This window comes from Natrinema caseinilyticum (assembly GCF_024227435.1).
Classification (GTDB): Archaea; Halobacteriota; Halobacteria; order Halobacteriales; family Natrialbaceae; genus Natrinema; species Natrinema caseinilyticum.
Genome location: NZ_CP100445.1, coordinates 2,897,165 through 2,918,490 on the forward strand (window position 1 = coordinate 2,897,165; position 21,326 = coordinate 2,918,490).

At 56.6% G+C, this 21,326-nt stretch carries 18 protein-coding genes and 2 pseudogenes; 13 read left to right on the top strand and 7 right to left on the bottom strand.

All coding sequences use genetic code 11. The features are described 5' to 3' along the window. Positions 1-28: 28 nt before the first annotated feature. Positions 29-1,471, top strand: a complete 1,443-nt coding sequence (gene aldA, locus NJT13_RS14130) for an aldehyde dehydrogenase (protein ID WP_254522285.1) — start codon at positions 29-31, stop codon at positions 1,469-1,471. 139 nt (positions 1,472-1,610) lie between these two features. Next, a complete protein-coding gene (locus NJT13_RS14135; protein WP_254522286.1) occupies positions 1,611-2,735 on the top strand; it encodes a mandelate racemase/muconate lactonizing enzyme family protein in 1,125 nt (374 codons plus the stop codon). A gap of 5 nt (positions 2,736-2,740) precedes the next feature. Here the strand turns inward: NJT13_RS14135 and NJT13_RS14140 are convergent, their stop codons facing one another. Both NJT13_RS14140 and NJT13_RS23525 read right to left on the bottom strand, forming a co-directional pair. Continuing rightward, positions 2,741-3,793 carry a zinc-dependent alcohol dehydrogenase family protein gene (locus tag NJT13_RS14140; RefSeq protein WP_254522287.1) on the bottom strand — a complete coding sequence of 351 codons (1,053 nt, stop codon included), beginning with the start codon at positions 3,791-3,793 and terminating at the stop codon, positions 2,741-2,743. A gap of 106 nt (positions 3,794-3,899) precedes the next feature. Further along, a pseudogene (locus tag NJT13_RS23525) lies at positions 3,900-4,553 on the bottom strand (IS200/IS605 family accessory protein TnpB-related protein); the annotation flags it as partial. Between the two features lie 162 nt (positions 4,554-4,715). On the opposite strand from NJT13_RS23525, the gene NJT13_RS14150 reads away from it, so the two are divergent. The 5 genes from NJT13_RS14150 to NJT13_RS14170 all read left to right on the top strand — a co-directional run bounded on the left by NJT13_RS14150 (position 4,716) and on the right by NJT13_RS14170 (position 11,917). Then, on the top strand, positions 4,716-6,371 hold the full coding sequence (locus NJT13_RS14150; protein ID WP_254522289.1) for an ABC transporter substrate-binding protein: 1,656 nt from the start codon (positions 4,716-4,718) through the stop codon (positions 6,369-6,371). Positions 6,372-6,409: 38 nt separating this feature from the next. Next, a complete protein-coding gene (locus tag NJT13_RS14155; protein ID WP_254522290.1) occupies positions 6,410-7,348 on the top strand; it encodes an ABC transporter permease in 939 nt (312 codons plus the stop codon). Beyond that, a complete protein-coding gene (locus NJT13_RS14160) occupies positions 7,349-8,233 on the top strand; it encodes an ABC transporter permease (protein ID WP_254522291.1) in 885 nt (294 codons plus the stop codon). Next, entirely contained in the window at positions 8,230-10,302 is a 2,073-nt protein-coding gene (locus NJT13_RS14165) for a dipeptide ABC transporter ATP-binding protein (protein WP_254522292.1), read from the top strand. Before NJT13_RS14160 ends, NJT13_RS14165 begins: the two co-directional genes overlap by 4 nt. Before the next feature lie 136 nt (positions 10,303-10,438). After that, positions 10,439-11,917 carry a CoA-acylating methylmalonate-semialdehyde dehydrogenase gene (locus NJT13_RS14170; protein WP_254522293.1) on the top strand — a complete coding sequence of 493 codons (1,479 nt, stop codon included), beginning with the start codon at positions 10,439-10,441 and terminating at the stop codon, positions 11,915-11,917. A 130-nt stretch (positions 11,918-12,047) separates the two neighbouring features. Here NJT13_RS14170 and NJT13_RS14175 read toward each other — a convergent pair whose 3' ends face one another. Continuing rightward, complete coding sequence (locus NJT13_RS14175) at positions 12,048-13,166, bottom strand: mandelate racemase/muconate lactonizing enzyme family protein (protein WP_254522294.1); 1,119 nt, start codon at positions 13,164-13,166, stop codon at positions 12,048-12,050. Between the two features lie 126 nt (positions 13,167-13,292). Here NJT13_RS14175 and NJT13_RS14180 point away from each other — a divergent pair, with 126 nt between their 5' ends. The 4 genes from NJT13_RS14180 (at position 13,293) to NJT13_RS14195 (ending at position 17,354) form a co-directional block, all read left to right on the top strand. Continuing rightward, complete coding sequence (locus NJT13_RS14180) at positions 13,293-14,756, top strand: aldehyde dehydrogenase family protein (RefSeq protein ID WP_254522295.1); 1,464 nt, start codon at positions 13,293-13,295, stop codon at positions 14,754-14,756. Between the two features lie 301 nt (positions 14,757-15,057). Beyond that, entirely contained in the window at positions 15,058-15,468 is a 411-nt protein-coding gene (locus NJT13_RS14185; protein ID WP_254522296.1) for a nuclear transport factor 2 family protein, read from the top strand. Then, positions 15,465-16,592, top strand: a complete 1,128-nt coding sequence (locus NJT13_RS14190) for a zinc-binding dehydrogenase (protein ID WP_254522297.1) — start codon at positions 15,465-15,467, stop codon at positions 16,590-16,592. Before NJT13_RS14185 ends, NJT13_RS14190 begins: the two co-directional genes overlap by 4 nt. 69 nt (positions 16,593-16,661) lie before the next feature. Continuing rightward, entirely contained in the window at positions 16,662-17,354 is a 693-nt protein-coding gene (locus tag NJT13_RS14195; RefSeq protein WP_254522298.1) for a helix-turn-helix domain-containing protein, read from the top strand. A 171-nt stretch (positions 17,355-17,525) separates the two neighbouring features. On the opposite strand, the pseudogene NJT13_RS14200 reads toward NJT13_RS14195, so the two are convergent. Then, positions 17,526-18,126: pseudogene (locus NJT13_RS14200) on the bottom strand (IS6 family transposase). 154 nt (positions 18,127-18,280) lie between these two features. Between NJT13_RS14200 and NJT13_RS14205 the strand changes: the two are divergent. Then, positions 18,281-18,556 (top strand): ArsR family transcriptional regulator, encoded by a 276-nt coding sequence (locus tag NJT13_RS14205; RefSeq protein ID WP_425499761.1) that lies wholly within the window; start codon positions 18,281-18,283, stop codon positions 18,554-18,556. A 353-nt stretch (positions 18,557-18,909) separates the two neighbouring features. Here NJT13_RS14205 and NJT13_RS14210 read toward each other — a convergent pair whose 3' ends face one another. Beyond that, a complete protein-coding gene (locus NJT13_RS14210; protein ID WP_254522299.1) occupies positions 18,910-19,752 on the bottom strand; it encodes a DUF4397 domain-containing protein in 843 nt (280 codons plus the stop codon). A 41-nt stretch (positions 19,753-19,793) separates the two neighbouring features. On the opposite strand from NJT13_RS14210, the gene NJT13_RS23300 reads away from it, so the two are divergent. Beyond that, entirely contained in the window at positions 19,794-20,102 is a 309-nt protein-coding gene (locus NJT13_RS23300; RefSeq protein WP_340681170.1) for a hypothetical protein, read from the top strand. Positions 20,103-20,213: 111 nt separating this feature from the next. Here NJT13_RS23300 and NJT13_RS14220 read toward each other — a convergent pair whose 3' ends face one another. After that, positions 20,214-20,471: a DUF5789 family protein gene (locus tag NJT13_RS14220; protein WP_254522300.1), complete on the bottom strand. Its 258-nt coding sequence runs from the start codon at positions 20,469-20,471 to the stop codon at positions 20,214-20,216. Between the two features lie 283 nt (positions 20,472-20,754). Continuing rightward, positions 20,755-21,141 carry an FAS1-like dehydratase domain-containing protein gene (locus tag NJT13_RS14225; protein WP_254522301.1) on the bottom strand — a complete coding sequence of 129 codons (387 nt, stop codon included), beginning with the start codon at positions 21,139-21,141 and terminating at the stop codon, positions 20,755-20,757. Between the last annotated feature and the right edge of the window lie 185 nt (positions 21,142-21,326).

Genomic DNA, 21,326 nt, shown 5'->3' on the forward strand with positions numbered 1-21,326 from the left:
TATACAGATCCTCTCGGAAGGGAGACGTATGGTGGAGACACCCAAGGCTAGCCACTACATCGATGGAGCGTGGCGAACAGGCACACCAGAGATAGACGTACTTAACCCGACAACCGAGGAGTCGCTGGCGACCATTCCAAGCGCCGACGAGGACCTCGTTGAGGAAGCGCTGACGGCCGCCCAAACGGCACAGGCAGAGTGGGGTGCGACGCCAGGAGTTGAGCGTGCGGCCACGATCCGCGATATTGGCTCGGTTATCGAAAGCAACGTCGGCGATATCGGCGACCTTCTCATGGCGGAACAAGGCAAGCCGAAGTCCGCGGCCGACGGCGAAGTGACCGGCACGCTCACGCTAGCGGACTACGCTGCTGGTTGGGGGCGACGTATCGAGGGCGATATTGTCCCGAGTGACAATCGGGAGGAACAGATTCAACTCCAGCGCCATCCCATGGGCGTCGTCGCGGCCATCATTCCCTGGAATTATCCTATTGCGGTGCTGATGCGAAAGATACTCCCGGCACTCATCGCGGGCAACGCCGTCGTCGTCAAGCCCAGTTCAACGACGCCGTTGTCGACGATTCGGGTATTCGAACTGCTGGACGAGGAACTCGACCTACCCGATGGGCTGCTCAATCTCGTCCTCGGCGGAAGCAACGTTGGAGATGCGCTGGTCACCTCACGACAGACAGACATGGTGACGATGACCGGGTCGACTCGCGTAGGCAAGGAAATAATGCAGGCCGCCTCACAGAATCTCACACCTGTTTCGCTCGAACTCGGCGGAAAAGCACCTGCTATCGTCGCCGCCGACGCCGACATTGACGCCGCCGTCGAAGACATCCTCACGGCGCGTATCACCAACGCCGGTCAGGTCTGTACCTGTGCTGAGCGCGTTTTCGTCCACGAGGACATAGCCGAAGAGTTCACCGAGAAGTACGTCGCCGCGACGGACATGCTCGAACTCGGTCCGCCGAAGAGCGACCCCGATATGGGACCGCAGGTCACGAAGGGCGAACTCGAGTGGACGCATTCCTCAGTGAAGTCTGCCATCGAGAGTGGTGCAACTGTTCTCTCAGGTGGTGAACCGCTGAAAGGCAGTGATTTCGAGACGGGATTCTGGTATGCCCCGACGGTTCTCGGCGATGTTGATCCGTCTATGGACGTCGTCGAAGAGGAGGTGTTCGGCCCGGTGACGCCGATCGTTACTGTCGACTCTGTGGAACAGGCTGTCGAATACGCGAATCGGTCGCGCTATGGCCTCTCCTCGTATGTATTCACCGAGGATTACCAGACCGCAATGCAAACCGTCGACGCGCTCGATTACGGTGAAACCTACGTCAATAGGACGCTCGGCGAAGCGTGGCAAGGCCACCATATCGGCTGGAACGAATCCGGAATGGGCGGCGACGACGGGAAGTACGGCGTTTTGAAATACACCCAGATCAAGAGCGTGTATCACGATTACAGCTAACCGAAGTAATCGATATCCCGACTTCACTCCGCTTCGTTGCCACCAATTCTACTCCGTCGAAGTTGGCCACTTCCTTTCAGCAAAGACTGAAGTGCCCCTGAGCCGTGAGTCAGATCCGTTGGAATTGCCAACTGATAATATGGAGATTACAGACATCAATTCGTACCATATTGACTACGAGATGGACGCTCCGTTCGAACCGTCGTGGTATCCGGGATTTGAACAACACGTCCACAAGATCCAACTTTACGAAGTCGAGACCGACACAGGTATCAGTGGAATTACCTCTGTCACCGGCGACGCGTCCCGTGTCGATTCGCTCGAGCTCGCGCGGGAATATCTAGTTGGAAAGGACCCAAGAAACATCGAGCAGCGACTGGACGACCTGGCCTCGCTTAACTCGTACGGGCCACGCCCGTGGCACTTCGAAATAGCCTTTTGGGATATCAAGGGTAAGGAGGTAGGAAAACCGATTTACGAAATGCTCGGCGGCGATAGTAACCCGATTCCCGCCTACGCGTCGAGCGGAGAGCTCCGGCCCCCGGAGGAGCGATTGGCGTACGTCGCCGACCGCGTCGATGAAGGATTCGAGGCAGTCAAACTTCGATTTCACTCCGACGACATGGAAGACGACCTCGAAGTCGCTCGCGCGGTCAGAGACGAGTTCCCCGATCTGACGCTGATGGTCGACCTGAATATGGGTTGGAGCGTCTCCCACCCTGGCGGTGGTACTTGGACATTCGACGACGCGCTCTCGGTCGCCCGCGATCTGGAGGGAATCGGAAACATCGGGTGGCTCGAAGAGCCTTTCGACCAGTTGAATTACGATGCACTCGCTCGCCTGCGCGAGAAAACCAGGATTCCCATCGCCGGTGGTGAGTTCAACAACGGGACACACCACTTCCGCGAGTTCGTCGAACGCGACTCGCTGGATGTGCTCCAGCCAGACGTGATGCTCAGTGCCGGTATTCTCAAGACAAAGCTCATCGCCGGTCTCGCAGACATAAACGGCTTACAGTTTGCACCCCACACGTGGAACGACGGCATCGGATTTGCTGCGAACGTCCAAGTACTCGCCTGTACCAACCCAAGCTGGTGTGAGTACCCTATCGAACCGCCGGGCTGGTCGCTCGATACGCGGGATTTCCTGCTCGAAGAACCACTTATCGCAGAAGATGGCGCAGTCGCACCGCCGGCGGGGCCGGGACTCGGAATCGACCTCGATTGGGATAAGGTGGACGAACTGGCCGACAAAACGGTCTAAGGCGTTTAGAATTCAGTGACGACTTCCATCCCGAGCGTGTCGTAGTCGTCCATCGACGCAAGCCGGTCGGAAACGTCTTCGAGACCAACTTCGTTCGTAACGAGTTCCGCAGGTGTGAGTTTGCCGCCGGCTATCATCCGAAACAGTTCCGGATAGCGACTCGGCGGCATCCCCTTTACGCCGACGAACTCTAGTTCCGTATTCACAATGTCGTCGACGGGGAGTGGAATCTCGCCATCCTCATCGTCGGTCGTCATCCCGACCTGGACGTGCTGGCCTTGGGGCGCGAGACTGTCGATGGAGTTGCGGCAGGTTTCAGCGATACCGAGCGCGTCGACGGAGATGTTCGCCCCCCCATTTGTGATATCCGTGACGGCCTTCGGTACGTCTTTCTCGCCAGCAGCAACCGTTGCTGTTGCACCGACCCTTTCTGCCAATTCGAGGGCGTCTTCGTCGAGGTCGATTGCAACGACGTTCGCTCCGAGCGCAGCCCCGATGTTGACAGCCGAGAGACCGATACCGCCACAACCGTGAACAGCCAGCCAGTCGCCCGCGTGCACGTCTGCCTTATGCGCAAGCCCATGGAACGCAGTGGCGAACCGACAGCCGAGCCCTGCCATCTCGACGGCGTTCATCCCATCAGGCAAGTGAACAGCATTGAAATCCGCGTGTGGGATCGCGAATTCCGAGGCGAAAGCACCGGGGAGGTCGCTGGTGAACCCCAGACTCAATCCATCCGAACAGAGATGCGAGTCGCCTCCCCAGCAGTTATCGCAGTGTCCGCAGGCGACGTTAAACGGGATACCGACCTCGTCGCCTACTGAGAAATTTTCGACCTCGTCGCCCACTGCCGTGACCGTACCCGCGGGTTCGTGACCGAGTACGTGATTATCTGTCGGTACTGATGGCCAGTGTCCTTTCCAGGCGTGCCAGTCACTCCGACAGATACCACAGGCGTTGGTTTCGACGACGATTCCCTCTGGACCCGTGGTCGCAGAATCGACTTCGGTCACCGCAAGCGGTGCATTATACTCTTTGAGAATTGCTGCTGTTCGCATCGTGTGTCTGAATCACAGGGTCACATATTAAACCTTCTCGGAATGTCTGCGGCATGTAAACATCCTCGAGCACGATGGCCCGAGGCTTTTGTCGGTTCCCTCGGACGTGCGCTAGCACCCCCTGCTCGGCAAGCGAGCGGGATGAGGTTGGGCGGCTTACGCGCCCCGACCCGGACAGACGCACCAACTGCACCTGCGGCTGGATTTTGTGGGTTCGGTAACTCGTGTTAACATCGTCGAGTTTCGCCTTCTCGCGCCACGCAACTTTACGCTCCCGTTCCGGTCGGCAGGCCTTGCACCACGTCACACTCGTCGTTCGTACACCGGAACCGACGCCCCTGCGATACCCACGTTCATCACAGCACGATCACGCCTGCGATTTATACCAGGCGTCCACCGTGTCCGTGGGAATCTCTCGCCACAACGCCGTGTACGAAACAAACGTCTCGAACTCGTGGAACGGGAGCTTGTGCAACCGCCTGTTCGTATACCTCCCGTACTGCATTTCCTCGCGGATCCCCTCCACATCCTCGAACACGATCACCGGGTTCGAGAACTGTTCCGAGAACTCCACGACAGCATAGGAGAGACGGTGCAACATCCATTCGGTGAACTGTTCTTCCTTGTCACAGAGTTTCCGGTGGACGCTTGTCTTCCCGTGTTCTTGACAGCGGGAGGTGATGGTGAGGAGTCGTTGGCGTTCCTGTTTCACACGACCGTAGTCGAGGACGAGTGTTCCCTTCGTCGGCAGTGTCTCTCGGTAAGCGAGCCAGCGAGGGCGAACGAAGGTTCACGGGGCATTTCCACTGTTCCAACCGCATTTCGGTGTCAAATGGAGAAATGAGAATGTGTGTCTATGTCTTAGTACTAGTGATATATCCACCAAAGTCTTTATTATATATGATTCATGATTGATTATCGTATGGCTTCGGTAGACACTGACACGACTATCGGGACGGACAGACGATCGATTCTGAAACTCGGTGCAACGCTTGGAACCCTCGGTATCACGGGTCTTGCTGGGTGTGCCGACAATGGTTCGAGCAACAAGAAGAACATTCAATCCAACGACGATGTAACACAGGATTACGACTCACTTCCGACGGGCGGAACATTCGTAATTGGTGCTCAGCAAGGCATTCAAACGATGGTGCCGTTCCAGGGGTTCTTAGCAGATTACCTCGTCGCGGAGATGATGTACGACAGGTTGACCCGCGTCGACCAGAACTTCGAAGTTCAACCGAATCTCGCGAAGGACTGGGAAATCAACGACGATTACACTGTCTTCACGTTCATGCTTGAAGAGAATGCGATGTACTCGAACATGGACGGTGAGACGGTCACCGCAGAAGACGTGAAGGCAACCTACGACTACCTGACTTCCGATGACTTTTCCGGATCACCGTCCAGTCTGAGTGGCGTGAACGAGGTCGAAGTGATCGACGAGACGACAGTCGAAATCACGCTCGACGAGCCCGACCTCAACTTCACGAAGCGAATTTCCGAGACTGGTGGTGCCTTCTTCATCGTCCCGAAATCGATTCTGGACGAGGACCCCTCGAAACTCGAAGATACTGACTACGGAAGCGGGCCGCTCGAACTGACTGAATGGAACCAACAAAACAATATCACTTTCACTGCAGCCTCAGATTACCATATCGACGGCGTCAACGGCGATCCGTTGCCGTACGTCGACAAAATCGAATGGGATATCCTCTCGGACGAAATCCAGCGAGCGAACGCGCTCTCTGACGGCAGTATCGACGCAGTGAGTCGGATTGGCCGGAACGTCACCGATCGTGTTCAGGGTGATGCCCAACTCGTCAAGCAGACGTCAGGGCTTCAGTATCCGATCGTTCTCAACACGACCGTCGAACCTCTCGACGATCCCAACGTTCGGAAAGCCATCAAATACGCGCTCGACCGAGAAGAAATCCTCGAAGGAGTGACCCCCGAAGGGGTTCTGGGTCTCCACGCTGGCGTCACCCCGGTGCACACTTACTACAACGATGAACTGGACACCGGTGATACCTTCGGCACGACAGCGGATACCGAAAAGGCTCAGGAAATGCTCGACCAGGCCGGGTACAGTAATGGTCTGGAAATACAGCAGCTCCACTACGACGATGGGGTCCCAGCGAAGGAAATCATCGCCCAACTGTTCCAGCAGCAGATGAAGGAAGTCGGTATTGAGTTCGAAATCAATCGACTGACCGAGGAGACGTGGCTTGCAGATTACTGGAATCAGGACGGTGTCTGGTATATCACGAACTATTCCACGCGAGTGCTCGGCAGCACCGTCCCACAGTTGGCGCTGCGCTCGGACGGTCCGTGGAACGAGGCGAACTGGAGCAATGAAGCCTACGACGAGGCGTTCCAACGAGCGGCCTCAGCTACCGACGAAGAGACGAAAGCGGAAGCACTCAAAGAGTGTCAGAAAATCAGCCACAGAGAAGGTGCTTGGGTCGGAACGTTCCACCCACAGATTTACGGCGGGTACCAGAGTTACGTCAAGAACTACAATCTCTATCCGACCTACATCAAAGACTTCGTCAGCCGATGCGCAGTTGATAAATAACCACTCCACGAGGTGATCATATGAATTATATATATCTGGTGAAACGAACGGTGATTGCACTTGTCTCGGTGTTCATCGTGACGTCAGTTGTGTTCGGGGTGACGACCCTCCTCCCCGGCAGCGCCGCAAATATCGTGCTCGGGACAGAGGCGACAGAGGAGGCGATACAACAGGTGAACGAAGATCTCGGTCTGGATCGACCGTTGATGGTCCAGTACGTCGATTTCGTTATCGGCGTCTTTACTGGTGATTTCGGAGAGAGCCTGATCTCGGGACAACCGGTGATGGAGATGGTCTGGCCGCGGCTACTCCGCACGCTCCAGCTCGCATTCGTCGCCACCCTCATTTCCGTCGTCACAGCGATTCCACTCGGAATACTGGCTGCAGCAAAGCGCGACACCATGTTTGATTATCTGACAACGGGCGGGTCGTACGTCGGACTGAGTATCCCCTCTTTCGTTAGCGCTACCCTGCTGTTGTTGTTCCTGACTACTCCACCGTTGGCGCTCTTTCCCAAGGGCGGATATGTCCCCATCAGTGAGGGGGTGATCCCTTGGTTGTATCACCTCCTATTGCCAGCATTAGCGATGAATACTATCATCCTCGCGTACGTACTACGTCAGACGCGGTCGTCGATGGTCGATACGCTGGAGTCAGACTACATCAGAACGGCGCGACTCAAAGGCATCGCGGAGCGTAACGTGCTGTTCAAACACGGTCTACGAAACGGGCTGTTGCCGACCGTGACCGTTCTCGCCCTCAACTTCGGGTGGATGATGGGGAGTGTCGTCATCATCGAACAGATATTCGCGTTCCCGGGCATGGGTGAACTCATCGTTCAGGCTATCGATAACCGGAACCTGCCGGTCATACAGGCAGGGATTCTGGTGCCAACCATCGCATTTATTCTTGCTAATTTTGTAGCGGATATCATATACACCATGCTCGACCCGCGAATCAGCCTGGGTGAACAATAGATGGCGACAGATAATTCATCACAGAAAAAATTGAGTCGGTTCGAAGTTCCGCCGATAGTCTGGAAAATCCTACGCAATCATAGAATTCTCATCGGGCTATCAATACTAACCCCAATCGTACTGGTTGCCATCTTCGGCGACACAATTGCGCCCTACGACCCGACGGCTACACACGTCGCTGATCGATACGCCGGGCCGGGCGGGAAATTCATCCTCGGAACCGACCACCTCGGACGTGATTTGCTTTCGCGGATCATCCTCGGTGGCCGAACCAGCCTCTTACTCGGCTTCGGTGCCACGGCACTGGCACTCGCTCTCGGTGTACCGATCGGTCTGACCGCCGGCTACGCCAAAGGTCGAGTCGACGAGGTTCTGATGCGCATTATGGACATCATCATGAGTGTGCCGACGCTCCTCCTCGGTCTGCTCATCCTCGTCGTTCTTTCTTCGAACATAATCAACGTCGTAATGGCAATCGGTGTCGTCTACGCGCCGCGAATCGCACGAGTAACGCGCTCTGCAACGCTGGCGGTCAGCGAAGAGGAGTACGTGATGGCTGCGAAGGCTCGCGGTGAGTCGCGTCCCTATATCCTCTTCCGCGAGATTTTGCCAAACGTCACCGGTCCCATCGTCGTTGAGGGATCGGTTCGCGTCGGCTACGCGATAATGATCGGTACGTCACTGTCGTTTCTTGGTCTCGGAACGGGACCACCGAATCCCGACTGGGGATTCATGATTTCGACGGCGCGAGAGCACATCTATCAAACGCCGTGGTTCCTCATCTGGCCCAGCCTCGCGTTACTGTTAACGGTAATGGCGACGAACCTCATTGGCGACGGCCTGCGGGACGTTCTCGACCCGCACGAGACGGGTGATCATTCATGAGTACGCAAAAACAGATTCGTCGAAGCGAACAGGAAACACTGTTGAGTGTCGACTCCCTTGACGTCAAATTCGAGGTTGCAAATGGGACGATCCACGCGCTCCGCGATGTCTCGCTGGACATACAAAAGGGCGAGACTGTCGGGTTGGCCGGTGAGAGTGGGAGCGGGAAAAGCACGCTCGCACTCGCAATCGTGCGGTATCTCGATTCTAACGGGTGGGTTGACGACGGTTCAATTACCTTCGAGGGAGAAGATTTACTCTCTGCCTCGAAGGGAGATCTGCGCTCGATTCGAGGTAATCGAATCGCTCATGTCGCACAGAATCCAGGCCGGTCACTGAACCCCAGTATGACCATCGGTGCGCAGGTTCGCGAAACAATAAAACTTCATCAGGGGACACGAGGAAAAAAAGAGGCTGTCGAGCGCGTTCATCAGGTGTTGGACCAGGTCAACCTCCCCGATCCTGAGTCGATCGCCGACCGCTATCCCCACGAACTCTCTGGCGGACAACAACAGCGCGCACTGTTGGCGATTGGCCTCTCTTGCAACCCGGATCTCCTCATCCTCGACGAACCGACGACGGGACTTGACGTGACGACGCAGGCAAAGTTCCTTGACCTCGTCGAAGACCTCAAATTGGAGTACGACGCGGGGATCCTACTCATCACGCATAACCTCGGAGTCATCTCCGAAATTGCCGATCGGGTTAACATCCTCTATGCCGGTGAAATGCTCGAGAAAGGGCCGGTAGACGATGTGTTCACTGCCCCCTCAAATCCATACACACAGGCATTACTGGCGACGACGCCGGAGATTGACGCGAACAAAGAAGTCAAACCGATCCCAGGACGGATACCGGAACTTGACCAGACCCCGGACGGCTGTATCTTCGCTGACCGGTGTGAGTTCGCCACTGAAGAGTGTCGCTCGGGTGAGATCAGTATGGTTACCGTCGACAGCGAACGCGACCACGGGTCGCGTTGCCTCCACTGGCAGGACGTGATCGACAACCCGATAGAAGTGTCGGAAAAGACCGCATCCCAGCGCTCCGCCGGGAAGCCGATACTCACCATCGACAACCTGAGCAAGTACTACGACGAAGGTGGCTACATCAAGAACCTCATCGGTGACCACAATCCCGTCAAAGCTGTTGACGGTGTCTCGTTGGATATTCACGAATCCGAAGCCGTGGGCCTCGTCGGTGAGAGTGGCTGCGGGAAGAGTACGCTTGGGCGAACATTGCTGAAACTCCACGAGGTTACGAACGGCCGAATCGCGTACAACGGGACCGATATCAACGCGATGTCGAAACAGGAACTCAATGAGTTCCGATCGGAGTGCCAGATCATCTTCCAGGATCCGGAGGCGAGTCTGAATCCAAACCGGACGATGCGGAAAATTCTCGAACGGCCGCTGAAGTTGTTCACTGACAAGTCCGCAGAGGAACGACGAACGCGGGTCACCGAATTGCTGGCACAGGTTAATCTTGGCAACGATATTATCGATAAAAAACCACACGAACTCTCCGGCGGGCAACAACAGCGCATCGCGATCGCACGCGCGTTCGCGGCCGAACCGTCGCTTATCGTTCTCGACGAACCCGTCTCTTCACTGGACGTGAGCGTTCAGGCGAGCATTCTCAATCTACTCGAAGACCTCTGTGAAGAATACGGAACCTCGTACCTGCTAATCAGCCATGATCTGAGTGTCATCGAGACGCTCTGCGACCGGGTCGCCGTGATGTACCTGGGTGAAATCATCGAGACAGGTTCCACAGAGCAGATCTTCGAACCGCCGCATCACCCCTACACTCGAGCGCTCCTGTCGAGCATTCCGACGCTTGACCCCCACGACAAAAAGGACCGCATCCGACTGGAGGGAGACGTGCCAAACGCGCGAAATCCGCCGAGTGGTTGTTCTTTCCACACACGTTGTCCACAGAAAATCGGCGATGTCTGTGAGGCCACCGATCCAGAACTCGAAGACGCTGCTGGTGGTCACTGCATCAGTTGCCACCTCAGTGAGGACGAGATGAACGACCCTCTCGATACTGGCATCGACCAGTCCTGACTCCCTCCATCCGCGAGGCCGCCCATCTTCCCAGGACTCTGCCTTGGTACGAGTGTATTCAATGAGTTGTATTTCAGTATAAATTCATATATGATCAGAACATTAATAAGCCCTGGTACAAATATCCAGAGTAGACGTGAGACCTACGACACTGAGCGACGACCGCGAGGTACAGAACTACGTCGATGGAGCGTGGCACACTCCTTCGAGCGAAAACGGACAGCCAGTCCAGAATCCGGCGACCGGTGAGGAACTCGCTTACTTACCGTTCAGCGACGGCCAAGATCTCGATGCGGCAGTCAAAGCGGGCAATCGGGCTTTTGAGGAGTGGAGACAGACTGCCGTTGAGGAACGAATCCAGCCGCTCTTTCGACTGAAGCAACTGCTGGACGAGAACATCGAAAAGTTGGCGGAGTTACTCGTCACCGAGCACGGCAAGACGCTGGCCGAGGCCCGCGGTGAGATTCGCCGGGGCATTCAGAACATCGAAGTCGCCTGTGGAATCCCGAGTATGATGCAGGCAGGCAGTCTCACGAACGCGGCACCGGACATCGACGAGACAGCAATCCGAGAGCCGCTCGGTACTTTTGTCGGGATTACACCCTTCAATTTCCCCGCGATGATCTCGCTGTGGTTCTTACCACACGCCGTCGCTACCGGGAACAGTTTCATCCTCAAACCGAGCGAACAGGACCCGCTTGTCACCCAGCGCATCTTCGAGTTTGTCGATCAGGCTGGCTTCCCCGACGGCGTCGTACAGCTCGTCCACGGAGGCCCTGACACAGTCAATGCGATACTCAAGCACGACGGCATCGAAGGTATTTCCTTCGTGGGAAGCACTCCGGTCGCCCGTCATATCTACGAGACTGCCGCGGCCAACGGCAAGCGCGTCCAGGCACAGGGGGGCGCGAAAAACCACATCATCGTCACTGAGAGCGCAGACATCGACTATGCCGCAGAGAAGACCGTCTCCTCTGCGTGCGCCTGTGCCGGGGAGCGCTGTCTCTCAAACGACGTCATGATCGTCGAGGAACCAGTCTACGACGAATTCGCCGAGGTGCTGGCCGAAAAGACGCGCGAGCAGACTGTCGGCTACGGCCTTGCCGATGGTGTCGATATCGGTGCAATCATCAGCGAAGACCATCTCGACACCGTCCACAGCTACATCGACTCCGGCGTCGAAGAAGGTGCAGAACTACTCGTCGATGGTCGCGATGTCACTGTCGAAGACTACGACGGGACGTTCATCGGCCCGACCCTGTTCGGCGAGGTGACCCCGGATATGACTATCGCACGCGAGGAACACTTCGGCCCGATCATGGGGTTGACCAGAGCCGAGGACTTCGATGAAGCTGTCGACATCGTAAACCAGAGCGAATTCGGCAACGCGGCGAGCCTCTTTACCGACAGTGGCCACAAGGCCGACCGCTTCAAACACGAAGTAGAGGCCGGAAACCTTGGTGTCAACCTCGGTACCGCCGCGCCAATGGCGTTCTTCTCTTTTGGCGGCCGGAAAGATTCCTTTTTCGGCGACCTGCACGCGCAGGGACAGGATATGATAAATTTCTACACCGACAAGAAGAGTTTCATCGAGCGGTGGCCGAACCAAAAGTAGCCTGCGCCTCCACTCTATCTGCTGTCACTGAGGAAAACGACCCGCATCAGTTCCGTTTTGTCGAACGACTCATGGTATACACTGACGCTCACCAGGCGACGAACATCCTACGGGGTGCGAACAACGGGTCTCAGGATTCGTCCAGTTCGTGGATGAGATCCCAATCAAGTTCGACGCCCAAGCCGGGGCCGTCCGGCGGCGTGACCGCGCCGTCTTCTGCGGTAACCGGCTCTTCGAGCAGGAAGTCCCGCGCCTCGGGCGTCCAGCCCGGCGGGTCGAGCGGATATTCACACCAGTTCGCATCCGTCGCCGCGAGCACGTGGAGATTAGCGACGAAACCGAGTCCGTCGTTCCACGTATGCGGTGCGAATTCCAGGCCGTGAGTGTTGGCCATCGCAGCAACTTTCGTTGCGCCGCTGATACCCGTCGCTAAGACGGCGTCGGGTTGGAGAACGTCAAGTGAACCCTGCTTGATGAATTCACGGAAGTGGTGTATCCCGTTGTTGAACTCACCACCGGCGATGGGAACATCGCTCTTCTCGCGCAAGCGAGCGAGCCCGTCGTAATTGCGGCGGTCGAGAGGTTCTTCCAACCAGCCGATGTTTCCGATCCCCTCCAGATCGCGGGCGACCGAGAGCGCGTCGTCGAACGACCACGGTTCCACCTCGACCATCGGAACGCTCCAGCCCATGTTAGCGTCCATCATCAGCGTCAGGTCGGGGTATCTTTCACGGATTTGTCGCATAATCTCGATATCGGGCGACGGATCATCGCCGTGACAGCGGAGTTTGACGGCCTCAAACCCGTCGTCGACGACGGTATCGACGTACGCCAGTCGCTCTCCGGGACTCTGCCGTTCCCCGGTGGAGGCATATGCGGGTATCGGATCGGGGCTGCCACCGAGCAGTTCGTAGACTGGCTTGTCGGCGTCTTTCCCAACGATATCCCATAGCGCGACTTCAAAGTGCCACGGGCGCGGTCCCCAGAGATTCAGCGGGTCCATCTTCTCGACGAGCGACTCTATCTCTCGCGGGTCTTCGCCGACGAGGAACATCTCAGCGAGTTCGAGATAGTCCATTCGGCCCGCGAATCCCGAAGCTGTCGCCACACCCGAGATGTCGGTGTCCGTTTCGAGTTCGAACAGGAGCACTTCGTGTTCCGTCTGCTCGAAGCCCGGCTTCCACGCTGGCTCGAAGCTGTCGGCCATATCGTACCGCAGGTGATACTGGTTGATGCCCGTTATTTCCATTCTCGTCTCTGATTGTCCGGTCCATTTTGTTAAGCTTTCACCTATACATGTACAGGGGAAAACGGGTAGACAGAAAGCAATATGAACGCACGAATATGTTCAGCAAAACCACAATAGGAGACGGAGATGGAACTGTACTCCATGGCGACACAGACAAACCTCAGTGAATACGATCTCCTCATCGACGGTGAACTAGACTCTTCCGAGACCGGAGAGAGGTTCGAGACGGTAAATCCAGCGACTGAAAAAGCATTTGCGACGGTTCCACGCGCTCGTAAAGAAGACGTTGATCGCGCTGTCGAAGCGGCGAACGACGCCCTTGAGGGCTGGCGGTCGATGCCGCCACAGGAACGTGGTCGCCTCCTGAACGAGCTCGCCGAGAAAATCCGGGACCAACGGGAGAGCCTCGCGCTGCTGGAGACCCGAGACAACGGGAAACCGCTCTCGCACGCCCGTGCCGACGTGGAAACGTGTGCACGCTACTTCGAATACTACGCCGGAATCGCCGACAAGCTTCACGGCGACTCGATTCCGCTCACAGACGAGTACCTAGACTACACGGTACGCGAACCGCTCGGTGTGACGGCACAGATCATTCCGTGGAATCTTCCGACTAACATCTTTGGTCGAAGCGTCGCGCCGGCACTGGCGACCGGCAATACCGCTGTTGTCAAACCAGCCGAACAGACACCGCTCACTGCCGTCGAAATCGGCCGACTCGCCACCGAGGTTGGCCTCCCAGACGGTGTCCTTAACGTCGTCACCGGGTTCGGAGTAGAAGCAGGCGCTCCGCTGTCTGAACACCCCGACGTGGACGGTATTAGTTTCACCGGCTCGGTTCCGACTGGTATCGAAGTCGGGAAGTCTGCCATCGAGAACGTTACCAACGTCCACCTCGAACTCGGCGGCAAGAGTCCGAACGTCGTCTGGCCCGACGCTGACATCGATTCGGCCGTCGAGAGCACGATGACAGGAATCTTCGCCAACGCCGGCCAAGTCTGTTCTGCAGGCTCTCGTCTCCTCATCCACGAGGACATCAAAGACCTGTTTCTCAACGAGCTTACCGACCGTATCGAGGAAATGAACATCGACTCCGGCGAAGTCGACCCCGATATGGGACCGCTCGTCTCCGAGGGTCACTTCGAGAAGGTCACCAGGTACCTCGAAATTGGGAAGTCAGAAGCCGGTGAGCCGCTTATCGGCGGAGATGCACTGGACCGCGACGGCTACTTCATCGAGCCAACGGTTTTCACCGACGTCGACAACGATATGCGAATTGCTCAGGAGGAAATCTTCGGTCCGGTACTCTCGGTCATTGAGTTCAGCACTGAAGAAGAGGTGATGGATATCGCCAACGATGTTGATTACGGCCTCGTGGCAGGTATCCACACGCAGAACATGGGCCGCGCCCACCGTTTCGCCCGCGACGTTCGCGCCGGTCAGATCTACATCAACGAGTGGTTTGCGGGCGGTGAAGAGACGCCATTCGGCGGCTTCAAAGAGAGCGGCTTCGGTCGCGAAAAAGGTCTCGACGCGGTCGATTCATACACTCAGGTGAAGAACGTCTGTGCTGACATCACCCCGAATTGATTGACAGACACGATGGACAGTGTCGCTGCCTTTGTATTATCTGAACTGAGGTGCGAGGTCCGTTCCGCAACGACCGAACAAATTGGGTGAGAAGTAACACGCTGTGTTGCTATTGACCCGAATAAGAGTGGGTCGTGGAAATGTCCGGTTTCATCCGTAAGCGCGATAGCATCAGCCCGGGCAAATAAGGAGTATTTCACAGTTCTCACCGTGTCTTGGCTGGGTGTAGAAGGAGGTCTTAAAAAGGCAGAACTATGTTTGCCTCAAAGGGTATGCGAGATTGTCGCATTGAGTAATGTAGATGAGCGTCGAAGTTGCCAAACGGTACTTTGAGCTAATGGATAGTGCTGATGCTGGAACCGATGAAGTCCTTGAACTGTACGGGGACGACCCAGTCGTCCACTCATCACGCGCCGGCGTCGTCCGCGGCCTCGATGATATCCGACAATTCTACGTGGACAACTCCGACTTCTTCACTGGCGGGGAGCATCATATGACGGATTTTCATCAGGACGGGAACACGGTCGTCTGCGAGGGATACCTCGACGGCGAGACGACTGTCGGTCGTGAGGCGAACGGTGTCCCCCTCTGCGATGTGATGGAATTCAACGACGACGGTGAAATTGTTGCCTTCCGTGCATACCTTGACTATCGAGGATATGTTGACGAAGTTCCCGAGGATGTTCCAAACGTCCGAGCGGAGGCAGAATGAGGACCGAATCTGCAGTAGGGGACGAAGAGGCGAACACCGGCCATCTCGTATACCTAAACGGCCCCAGGGATCTCGAATTCCGCGAATACGAGATTCCGGACCCCGAGCCCTACGCCATCGTGACAGAAGTTGTTCGGTCGAACGTGTGTGGGTCAGAACTGCACGTTTGGAAGGGCGACCATCCTCTGAAAGACTGCGTGCTTGGTCACGAGGCGCTCTGTCGAATCTCCGATCTCGGGGAGAAGGTCGATACCGATAGTGCGGGAAATCCCGTCGAAGAAGGCGACCTCGTCGCACCCGTGTACTTCCAGACTTGCCAATCCTGTGACTTCTGTCGGCGTGGTGAATTCTACGCGTGTGACAACGACTATGAACACACCGGAAAGTCGCCGGAGATCTGGCCACACTTTCACGCACCTTGGGGGACACACTATTATATCTACCCGGACAACCAATTCTTCAAAATACCCGAAGAACTCGAAGAGAACTTGAATGTCGCCGCAGCAGCAAATTGCGCACTCTCGCAGGTGTTGTTCGGTATCGAGGAAGTGGGAATAGATTACAACGACACCGTCGTCATACAAGGTGCGGGTGGCCTCGGCCTCAACGCGACAGTCGTCGCAAACGAGTACGGTGCGGAGACAATCGTCATAGACGGTGTGGACAAGCGACTCGAGCAAGCAGCGGCATTTGGTGCCGACCACACTATCGACTTCCGCGAACTCGATTCGGTCGAGATTAGAAAGGAACGTGTCGAAGAGATCACAAACGGCGACGGTGCCGATGTTAGTATTGAGGTCGCCGGTGTTCCTGAGGCATTTACCGAGGGAATCGAACTGCTCCGAAAGGGGGGACGCTATCTGGAGATGGGGAACGTCAGGCCCGGACATCAAGTCGACTTCGATCCCGGAAAACTCACCCGGAAGTCCATAGACATCACCACGGCTGTCGAGTACGACCCTTGGGTCCTTTACGACGCGTTGCAGTTCCTCGCAAAGACCGTCGACGAGTATCCCTACGAACGACTCATCGACGCTGAGTATCCGCTTGAAGCTATCGAAGACGCATTAGAGGCCTCGGAGAGTCGCGACCTGACACGTGCTACGCTCGTGCCACCTAATTGACTGGCCCTGATGTCCGATGATTAATCTACTTTGGGAATATTGATGTAGATACTCATGCTAACTGCACAGTTGAGCGTCCAATACGAGGGCGATTGGACCAGCAATCTCGTCGACTACGATGTGTCCGGTGAGTTTCTCGCTTCTACCTTCCGTGACCGTCGCTATTTCGGATTATTCGCGCTCGAAGTCGCCGAATCAGACTATGATGACGTCATAGAGATAATCCGAGAGCATGAATCCACAGTGTCTATCGACATCATCGAAAAGTACTCCGTTGGTGGTGTCGACCGTCTCTCGGCGACGCTACTCATCCGAAGTCAACACTTTGAGTACACGCCTCTTCAGGTTCTCTTGCACGAAGGGTTTATTCCACTCGGTGGCTTCGGCGAATTGCATAATGGTGCTGAGAGTTTTGACTTACTGTTGACGATCAGAGAGGATCTTTCAGAGGCGGTCGAGTTGCTCGAGCGTTTCGGACCCGTTAAAATAGAGTACGTCTCATCCGAGTTTCAGAGACAAACAACGCCAAGTGTTACCCAATGGACTGAACTGTTCGAGACGGTAACACCGCGCCGCCGTAAGGTTCTCAATAAGGCGCTTGAAGCAGGCTACTTCGACATTCCACGCGGAAGCACGCTACAAGAAATCGCGGACGACCTCGGTATCGCGAAGACTACCGCATCACAACATCTTCGAAAAGCAGAAAAAGACATCATGCAGTTTTTCATACAGTACGTGAATATATCAGCTGGAAAGGATTGATTGCCAACGAGTACTATTTAGATCAGAACTTTCGCTGAGGTCTGCCCGTTGAGTGACCGATGCGGTTCCGTAACATTACACGGAACTCGGCACTGTCTAGTTTAGCACCTCTGCAGGTGTCTATCAATTATGTTATTTATGCGGTTGTTGTGTGTTATAGTAATGTACAAACTATTCAAGTTGCTCTCTGATGCTCGTCCGACTGCCGACCCACGAGTTATGGAAGCGACCGACCCGCATTTTGAGGGTGTGAAACCACTTTCGATCAAATTACTCTCGACGTAGTCGAACTGACCGCTCACCTCAAATCGATCGAGGGAAGTCAGATAGCCGTAGTCGTCGACGAGAAACACAGCTTCGGAGAGATCCTATTTCTCGGTCAATCTACGAACGAATGTTACGGCTGGATCAGTCCCTCCCCGTCCGGAGACTGCGACATCGAGAATCAACCGTGAGTCGATGTCTATTGCAGACTATGCCCAAGTCCAGTTTTCATTGATCTTCACAGCTGTCTGATCGATGGTGGCCCGCGACGGCGAATCCGTCGCGGGTCTGGAACGCTGTCAGCCAACCGATGTACCCGGTGCCAGATTGCTTGATGAGGGCGTTCGACGCCGATAAAGCGAAGAATCGCTTGTGTCTCTCGGAGTGAACAACCAGTCGCGTGGAGGCGGACGGCGAACACCCTGACGAGCGTCGCCGTCCGCTCACGCTCCCAGGACTCATCAAATTCCGCCGCGTAGTCCTCGCTGAGCAGGTCTACGAGCATCATTCCAGACCCACTCTCCGACCTGCTCACATCTCAAACCGCGCTACCTGGACGTTGCCGTGTACCGAATACAATGCAGTACTGGAGAGAATCGAATACGGTGCAAATGACATCGAACCGAACCTTCTAACATGGTGTTTCGCGTGTTCGCTGTCGAATGCGACGGCCACGGGTGGACTGGATGACGCGGGGCGACGATGCGATCCTCGAGTTTCTTCTCAACGAGGGTAACCGCCCCCTCATCGCGAATCCGTCCACCGTGGAGGAAAACATCGATTACAAGATCTCGCACGTGCGCTGCAGACTTCGTGCATTGCAGGACGGTGGACTCGTGGAGTATTACGACGAGGAGCGGGGTCTCTATCGGATCAGTGAGCGAGGCCGGGCGTCTCTCGAGGCTGAACTCGACGCGGAGGATCTCAAATCATCGTAGCGAGACGGTTTGCTCAAGCGATCACGCCTCGTCGGAATGCGTGGCCCGATCGATTCAGAGAATGTAGGCCTCGGCAGGTGAGTCGGACCGGCGGTTCGCCGCCGTCCGTTCAATTGTGGGTTGGACGAACATCGTGCCAGGGACACGTGCGAATCTACCGATTTCACTCCTACCACCGACCATAGATGGTGACGTCCTGATGAGTCTGCTCTCATAGCGACTCGCTCGTGTAGTTGTGAACTCTTCGAACATCGCAAACGTCTCCCGTTTGCGCGGCCGTTCGGCTGTCCCTGCGTGAAAACACTCACTACCCCACGGCAGCGAGAATTTTCCACGACGGGCAGCCGGCAGTATCACTCGGCTTTCTCGTCCTCGTACTTCTTTTCCGTTTCGGGCTCTTTCTCGGGTTCGTCTTCTTTCGGCTCCTCTTCGTCCGACTCGACGTCCTCTTCGTCCGGCGGGGAATCCTCCGTGAGGAGTATCTCGAACGGCTCATCGGCGGGTGCTCCCTCCGTCTCGAGGTAGCCAATCGCGAACGCGGAGTAGACGGCCCCTCCGGCGAGGGAAACGTCTATTTCGAAGACGCTGGTCTCTCGGTCACCCGCAGGATAGATGACGAGCGTATACTCGCCTTCCGGGACTTCGGTGTAACCGGATTCGCCGAAAGCGACGTTCTCGAACAGCGCGTCCCCGTTTTCACCGGCAACGACGTCCACCGCGGGAGCGTCGGGTGAGGCGTGGAGGACGCGAACGCGAGCGGTACCCGGACCGACCGGGCTGTTATCGTCCTCGAGTATTAGCGCCTCGAGGGGCTGGTTTTCGGCGGCCACTTCGCCGATCGCCGCAGCGGTGTAGTCCCCGTCGTCGACCTCGACGGTCTTCTCGAGCACTGCTTCGGCCAGGTCTTCACCGGTGGGAACGACCTGGATCGTGTACGTGCCAGGCTCGAGGTCGCGGTAGTCGGAGACCGTCCGGTACGAGACGTCCTCGCGGATCAGCTCTCCGTCGACGTAGATGTCGATGTTGGGTGCGTCGGGTGAGAGGTGTGCACTTCGAGTCCGGACGCCGGTATCGGTCGGCTGGTCGTTCGTTTCGTGGTCACCCGAGGCGGCCACGGTGTTTCCGACGCCATTGACCACCACGAGGCCGCCGCCGATCTGTAGAATTCGTCGTCGGCTTACGCCATTTCCAGTCATGCAATTGTCACGAACGGCGATATCGGTAATAGTGCTAACAGTTGCAGGCGCAGGCCGATGCAGTTCCGAAGCTCGATATCCAACGCTCTGGGCCGTCCGAGCGAACCACCCGGTATGGAAGAATCCGATACGTCCACGCCCTGCCCGTCGCCGTCGAGTACGGCGACCTCGTGTTGACGATCACGCCCGCGGCCGTCGGGACCGAACGCGGTCTCGTCCTGGTCGACGTCGGCCCCGAGGCGATCGCCGACGCCCTCGCGGTCCACCTCTCGAATCTGGGCCGTGGACTCCCATCTGAGAAGCGGACTTCCGATGACAAGGGTTCGTCTAGCTCACCCGTACGGGAGTAGGGGCGAAGCCGGAGACCGGTGACGCGCACACGTCTCGAAACCTCAATCCAGCACATTTGCTGGTATTCTACCTGCGGTGGAAGCCCCTGGCGTTTACGCCGGGCGAAAATGTTACCCTTCGCCCTCGGACTGGTAGGGTTCTCCGACCGAGTGCCGCGGGAGGAGGTTCATGACTTCGGTTTCCAGATCGTCCGCCGAGACGAACCTGTCGTCGCTGGCTCCACTGATGATGTCCCCGAGGTTTTCCGTTCCCTCCGCGAGTACCAGTGTGACGTCGTCGGTCTGCGAGACGGCTTCGTCGTGGCTAATAGGGTAGTCCAACTCCGAGAGTACGGTCTCGAGGTGACTGAGTTTGACTTCACGGGCCATGATTCGAACCCCACCGACGACGGTCATAAAGGTACACACAACTGGTAACCGAACGGCCAGATGCGTCCCGAATCGCCGCCGGAATCCATCGATACGAGAACCCGACGGTGCCACTCGGAGCGCTCTCGCGCCCGTTCGGTCCGGCGGCCGCGGTCAGCGAGACGACGACGTCGCATGACTCGGCGACGGTCATCCAGTACTCATCTGCTTTCCACGGAAGTCAGTTCGGTCCGCAATCGAGATCGTCCCCCGCGAGACGCCCCTCGTCGACCGGTTCGCGTCGTCAGTCGTCTTTCGGGATGAGTCCCTGACTCGAGCCGGTCAGAACGGTTTCACCGTCCGAATTCTCACAGACGATCTCCGACTCGAACCGGTAGGAGTCCTCACGTTCGACGACCGTGTCGTAGGTCGATCGGCAGGTGATCGAGTCGCCGGTATAGACGGGGCGATGGAAGTTGAATTCCAGCGTGCTGGCCAGTACTTCGTTGTCGCTTCCCATCTTGGTGGGCAGGGTCGCGGTCAACAACCCCTGTACCATCACACGTCCGTCTTCGTCCGGTTCGGTGTGCCGGGGCTGGTCGTCACCGGAGAGTTCCGCAAACTGCCGTACGTCGTCGACTGAAAACGTCCGTTCGAACGTTCTCGTCTGTCCCTCGACGGGCGGTGTCATTACAATCGCGTTGCCGATATACGACGAAAAGCGTTGGGAAAGTTGGGGCGAGGTGAATCGTCGGCTCTCGATACTGGTCGAGTACGGTGTCGTTCCCGGAGTCAAACGGGGATACTACGAGATCACTGAGGTCGTCGAGAACGGAGATGAGGTCACTTCTCACTGCTATCGAGGAAGCAACCATT

What these genes read in the sequence shown, in the direction of transcription:
- NJT13_RS14190 (WP_254522297.1), top strand. Translation starts at nt 15,465, where the DNA reads ATGAGGACCGAATCTGCAGTAGGGGACGAAGAGGCGAACACCGGCCAT.
- NJT13_RS14175 (WP_254522294.1), bottom strand. Translation starts at nt 13,166, where the DNA reads ATGGAAATAACGGGCATCAACCAGTATCACCTGCGGTACGATATGGCC.
- NJT13_RS14150 (WP_254522289.1), top strand. Translation starts at nt 4,716, where the DNA reads ATGGCTTCGGTAGACACTGACACGACTATCGGGACGGACAGACGATCG.
- NJT13_RS14220 (WP_254522300.1), bottom strand. Translation starts at nt 20,471, where the DNA reads ATGGCCCGTGAAGTCAAACTCAGTCACCTCGAGACCGTACTCTCGGAG.
- NJT13_RS14225 (WP_254522301.1), bottom strand. Translation starts at nt 21,141, where the DNA reads ATGACACCGCCCGTCGAGGGACAGACGAGAACGTTCGAACGGACGTTT.
- NJT13_RS14165 (WP_254522292.1), top strand. Translation starts at nt 8,230, where the DNA reads ATGAGTACGCAAAAACAGATTCGTCGAAGCGAACAGGAAACACTGTTG.
- NJT13_RS14180 (WP_254522295.1), top strand. Translation starts at nt 13,293, where the DNA reads ATGGAACTGTACTCCATGGCGACACAGACAAACCTCAGTGAATACGAT.
- NJT13_RS14185 (WP_254522296.1), top strand. Translation starts at nt 15,058, where the DNA reads ATGAGCGTCGAAGTTGCCAAACGGTACTTTGAGCTAATGGATAGTGCT.
- NJT13_RS14160 (WP_254522291.1), top strand. Translation starts at nt 7,349, where the DNA reads ATGGCGACAGATAATTCATCACAGAAAAAATTGAGTCGGTTCGAAGTT.
- NJT13_RS14135 (WP_254522286.1), top strand. Translation starts at nt 1,611, where the DNA reads ATGGAGATTACAGACATCAATTCGTACCATATTGACTACGAGATGGAC.
- NJT13_RS14140 (WP_254522287.1), bottom strand. Translation starts at nt 3,793, where the DNA reads ATGCGAACAGCAGCAATTCTCAAAGAGTATAATGCACCGCTTGCGGTG.
- aldA (WP_254522285.1), top strand. Translation starts at nt 29, where the DNA reads ATGGTGGAGACACCCAAGGCTAGCCACTACATCGATGGAGCGTGGCGA.
- NJT13_RS14205 (WP_425499761.1), top strand. Translation starts at nt 18,281, where the DNA reads ATGCGACGGCCACGGGTGGACTGGATGACGCGGGGCGACGATGCGATC.
- NJT13_RS14210 (WP_254522299.1), bottom strand. Translation starts at nt 19,752, where the DNA reads ATGACTGGAAATGGCGTAAGCCGACGACGAATTCTACAGATCGGCGGC.